Origin of the sequence: Flavobacterium solisilvae, from assembly GCF_012911605.1 — a bacterium.
In the GTDB taxonomy this organism is placed as follows: domain Bacteria; phylum Bacteroidota; class Bacteroidia; order Flavobacteriales; family Flavobacteriaceae; genus Flavobacterium; species Flavobacterium solisilvae.
Window position 1 is genome coordinate 1 of record NZ_JAAMPT010000128.1, and the last position, 367, is coordinate 367.

Genomic DNA, 367 nt, shown 5'->3' on the forward strand with positions numbered 1-367 from the left:
TAAGTGTAGCGAGTTCAGGAACACCAGTTTGTAGTCAACCACAAACCGGAACAGTAACTATTGTTGTAAACGATGCGCCAATTATCAATACACCAACACCATTTGAAGTATGTGATGACAGCTTAAACAATGATGGAATTTACTGTTATGATTTAACCCAAAAGAACGCAGAAATCTCTACCGATCCAAATGTGGTTATCACGTATCATGAAACACCAACAGATGCCCAAACTGGAGCCAATCCATTAACAGGATTGTATTGTAATATAGTTCCAGGAGCACAAACAATTTATGTAAGAGCACATTTTAATGGTTCTCCGGCATGTTATGCTAATACAACATTAGAACTTCAAATCAACCCATTACC

The 367-nt window shown here is 37.6% G+C and carries 1 protein-coding gene; it reads left to right on the top strand.

Annotated features, from left to right (window positions below; all coding sequences use genetic code 11):
• Positions 1-367, top strand: a 367-nt coding sequence (locus tag G6042_RS14720; RefSeq protein ID WP_169522348.1) for a hypothetical protein, incomplete at both ends; no start/stop codon positions are given.